The 4,038-nt window shown below is 41.5% G+C and carries 7 protein-coding genes and 1 pseudogene; all 8 read left to right on the forward strand.

All coding sequences use genetic code 11. From position 1 onward, the window contains the following. A pseudogene (locus VXK47_RS17160) lies at positions 1–128 on the forward strand (IS1595-like element ISDssp6 family transposase); the annotation flags it as partial. A 181-nt stretch (positions 129–309) separates the two neighbouring features. Beyond that, positions 310–507 (forward strand): type II toxin-antitoxin system HicB family antitoxin, encoded by a 198-nt coding sequence (locus VXK47_RS17165; protein WP_435550008.1) that lies wholly within the window; start codon positions 310–312, stop codon positions 505–507. After that, entirely contained in the window at positions 504–677 is a 174-nt protein-coding gene (locus tag VXK47_RS17170; protein ID WP_435550009.1) for a type II toxin-antitoxin system HicA family toxin, read from the forward strand. The genes VXK47_RS17165 and VXK47_RS17170 overlap by 4 nt, the downstream gene beginning before the upstream one ends. Before the next feature lie 269 nt (positions 678–946). Then, positions 947–1,273 carry a hypothetical protein gene (locus tag VXK47_RS17175; RefSeq protein WP_435550010.1) on the forward strand — a complete coding sequence of 109 codons (327 nt, stop codon included), beginning with the start codon at positions 947–949 and terminating at the stop codon, positions 1,271–1,273. Positions 1,274–1,398: 125 nt separating this feature from the next. Continuing rightward, positions 1,399–1,683, forward strand: a complete 285-nt coding sequence (locus tag VXK47_RS17180; protein WP_435550011.1) for a type II toxin-antitoxin system Phd/YefM family antitoxin — start codon at positions 1,399–1,401, stop codon at positions 1,681–1,683. Further along, complete coding sequence (locus VXK47_RS17185; protein WP_435550012.1) at positions 1,680–2,153, forward strand: putative toxin-antitoxin system toxin component, PIN family; 474 nt, start codon at positions 1,680–1,682, stop codon at positions 2,151–2,153. Before VXK47_RS17180 ends, VXK47_RS17185 begins: the two co-directional genes overlap by 4 nt. Before the next feature lie 115 nt (positions 2,154–2,268). Further along, positions 2,269–3,228, forward strand: a complete 960-nt coding sequence (locus tag VXK47_RS17190) for a DNA-methyltransferase (RefSeq protein WP_435550013.1) — start codon at positions 2,269–2,271, stop codon at positions 3,226–3,228. Further along, positions 3,191–3,847, forward strand: coding sequence for a PmeII family type II restriction endonuclease (locus tag VXK47_RS17195; RefSeq protein WP_435550014.1), 657 nt, complete (start codon positions 3,191–3,193; stop codon positions 3,845–3,847). The genes VXK47_RS17190 and VXK47_RS17195 overlap by 38 nt, the downstream gene beginning before the upstream one ends. The last annotated feature ends 191 nt before the right edge of the window (positions 3,848–4,038 follow it).

Consider the following 4,038-nt stretch of genomic DNA (forward strand, 5'->3'; position numbering starts at 1 on the left):
CAGAGGTATGCTATCGTTTCAATCGTAGGTTTTGGAATAAGGAAGTGTTCCATCGCTTATTATTTGCTTGCGCTACAACGACCACTATAACGAGGGATGAGCTGATGTCAAAAAAGCGGGTCAGCTAAGTCAATAGGCAAATTTATAATAATAATTTTCATTCTTTCTGTTGATCATACTAAATTACAAGATCAACGGAACTGGTGAATAACTTGTTATGCCTGAAAACGAACAATATAAAAGATAAGCATATTCCTTTCCTTAGATTTGTGGTATTGTTATTAAAAGACATAGATAGGAGGTAAGCGGATGGAAACGAAACTAAAAATGGTTTACTGGAAAGGTGAAAAATTTTGGGTAGGCAAGTTGCTTGAACATCCAGAAATAATGACCCAGGGTGAAACCCTCGAAGATCTCGAAGAAAATATGAAAGAAGCCTATATGCTTATGACCATGGAAGATGTTCCTGAAGATCACAAAGTGAGAGAACTTGCCCTGAACCTATGAAAAGAAAAGAACTTATCAAAAAAATCACTTCCTTTGGCTGTGAGCTTGTGAGACATGGCGGACGGCACGATCTTTACAAGAATCCTAAAACAGGTAAAAAACAGCCCGTTCCAAGGCATGATGAGATAGATGAACATCTTGCAAAGCATATAATTAAGGAGTTGGCATAACATTCGGGTCGAGCAGACCGGGACTCGTCACGTTTTTTAATGTCATAAGGTGGCCGGTCTGCTCACCCTTGGCGTTATGCCACGAATCATAAATCATGGATTGAGAGGGACGGATCATGACTATGAGTTTTCCAACTGGTATCCAGCATGTTATGGAAGTATATAGGCTTGTTCGACGATCTCACCGTTCGAGAATAAAAGCAGTAAATGAAGTAGCTCGAACGCGCAGGGTTGACCCTCAGACGGTTACGTCAGCATGCACCAGAAGTTTGGGAATAGGAGTAGACGATCTTGACGAATTCCTACTCCCAGAAAACTCCGAGGCATTTTGCGAACACTTGGTTAGAAGATTCCCCCCTTATCAAAAAGAAATCGAGGTATTTTTCGCCGAACTTGATGGCAAGAAGGACCGGACCCTCGACGACCCACTTGGAGCGATACGGGCACTCTTCCCCGATGAAAAGAAAGATCTTCTTCGCTTGCTGTTGTTACACGACATTCGCAAAAGGTTTTCTGCATGGTCAGAGCGCCACGACATACCGGAAGACATCAGGCGAGAAATGTCAGAAATGCAAAAACAGATTGACAAGGCATAACCATTGGCTCCACTGGATCGCCGATAAACTCGGTTCCTTATGAGTCGCCCCGTTATACTTAAAAAGGAATTGACAATGGGTGACGTTTGTGTGCATAATATGATGCACAAAGGGAGGATACAAACATGAAATTTTTGAGCGTCCGAGATTTAAGAGGCAAATCTGCACAAATCTGGAAAGAGCTACCTGACGAAAGGGAGATGGTTGTTACCAGCAATGGTCGGCCAATAGCCATTCTTGCGGCGATAACCGAAGCAAATCTTGAGGAATCGTTATCGGCATTTCGCAGATCACGTGCGGTTGAAGCCGTCGTTTCTCTCCAGCGGAAGTCTGTAGAAAAAGGAACAGACAAGATTTCGTTGGATGAAATCAATGCCGAAATTAAATCTGTTCGTAAAAAGCGTGCATGATGGACATTGTTATTGACACCAATGTTCTTGTTGCGGGTCTTTTATCACCCTTCGGGGCTTGTGGCGAAATCGTACGCATGGTCTCGTCCGGTGAACTGACGCTTTCCTTTGATGCTCGGATTCTATCGGAATATAACGAGGTTCTGCGACGCCCGAGGTTTGGATTTGAAGAAGAAAAGATCGCCGCGCTTCTTGACTATATTGTGTACCGGGGCCGGGCTGTTGCGCCTTCCCTTTTGTCCCTTTCGCTTCCTGATCCGGATGATGAACCATTTCTCGAAGTCACTCTTGTGAGTCAAGCTTCATGTCTTGTTACAGGAAATCAAAAACACTTCCCTACTGAACGATGCCAAGGAGCTAAAGTCATTTCACCCAGTGCGTTTTTAATTTTTTTCAGAAACCAACCAGCAGAAAAGAAACGCATAACAAAGCGCTCAACCCGGACGCGCAAAAAACCGCGCGCCGGTTAGCTTTGTGTTGAGTCGTCCGAAATCAAATCTCTTGCCAGAAAAAAAGTAGATAAAGATTTTTTTTAATAAATCGGTTATAATAGCCCTATTTCATGTAACGGAAATGGGAGGAATTATGGAACAAATAGAAATGATAATAAAAAATGGTGACTGTCTGGAAATTCTTAAACAGTATCCGGACAATTTTTTTAATTTAATTGTCACATCGCCTCCGTATGCTGACAGTAGAAGCAAAACATATGGCGGGATTAAACCAAATGAATATGTTGGATGGTTCTTGCTAAGAGCAAAAGAATTTCTCCGAGTGTTAAAGTCAGACGGCACATTTATTCTCAACATAAAAGAAAAAGCAGTTAATGGTGAAAGACATACATATGTACTGGAACTTATATTAGCTCTACGGGAACAAGGTTGGCTATGGACAGAAGAGTTTGTGTGGCATAAGAAAAATTGTTTTCCTGGGAAATGGCCTAACCGCTTTAGGGATGCATGGGAGCGTTGCCTGCAATTTAACAAATCCAATAAGTTCAATATGTACCAAGATGAAGTTATGGTTCCTATGGGCGACTGGGCAAAAAACCGGTTGAAAAAACTAAGCAATACCGACCGAACTCGTGATGAGTCCAAAGTCAATAGCGGCTTTGGTAAAAATGTATCAAACTGGGTAGATCGGGACATGGCTTACCCGACCAATGTATTGCACTTTGCTACCGAGTGTTACAATAAAAATCATAGTGCGGTTTTCCCAAAATCTTTACCGGAATGGTTTATAAAATTATTCACAAAAGAACATGATTGGGTACTTGATCCTTTTGTTGGCTCTGGCACTACCGCAGAGGTAGCGCAAAATTTAAACAGAAATTCTGTCGGCATTGATATCCTTCCTGAGTATTGCAAACTTGCAAATGAGAGAGCAGCTCATTACCAGTACAGAATATGCGAGGACAAAATAGAATATGAAACCGATAAGCAAAGAAAAAATAGCAGAGTACGTCGAGCAAAAAATCCCAGAGTTTCATCACAACAGATTAGAAAAATTGAAAAAACTCAAATTGAAGGAAGTGCTCAAGCGTAAAAATCCTTATCTTTTCAAAGTCAAGTATATAGTTACCGCTGGTGATTTTATAAAAACGATTCTTGATGCTCATTTATCTTCACAGGAGGAAACTTTGTTCGGAGGCTTCCTCGAAGGATTAGCTATTTACATTTGTAACTTTGTTTATAATGGCACAAAATCCTCTACTGAAGGAATTGATTTAGAACTTGAGAAAGATAGTTCAAAATACATAGTCTCAATAAAGTCTGGACCAAATTGGGGTAATTCCAGCCAGATAAATAAAATGAAAGATAACTTCCGTAAGGCAAAGCGTATTTTAGGAACTAATATTTCTTCGTCTCTTAATGTCATTGCTGTTAATGGCTGTTGTTATGGCAAAGACAATATTCCTGATAAGGGCGAATATTTGAAATTATGTGGTCAGCGTTTTTGGGCTTTTGTTTCCGGAAACGAGAATTTGTACACTGAACTCATTGATCCTCTTGGGCATAAAGCAAAAGAGAAAAACGATCAATTTCTTGAGGAGTACGGCAAAGTGGTCAACAAATTTTCCCTTGAATTTATGGAAATGTTTTGTGACTCAACTGGCTCAATTCACTGGGATAAGGTTATTCAATTCAACTCAGGCAAGAAATAAGCCCCAATCGGGTAGCCGGGGGTTTTTCTCCCCCAGCCCCCACGGCACGCAGCATGCGGGTCCGCACTGCGCGCCTCACTTAAATTACCGGGCCGTAGCCGGGTAATGGGTGTTCACCCACAGTTCTTTGACAGATAGCAGGCCTTGATCCTTGAGCCATTTAATTGTCATGCCGGTTTGCGTGGCTAATG

It is taken from the genome of Desulfobacterium sp. N47, assembly GCF_051233685.1.
In the GTDB taxonomy this organism is placed as follows: domain Bacteria; phylum Desulfobacterota; class Desulfobacteria; order Desulfobacterales; family RPRI01; genus RPRI01.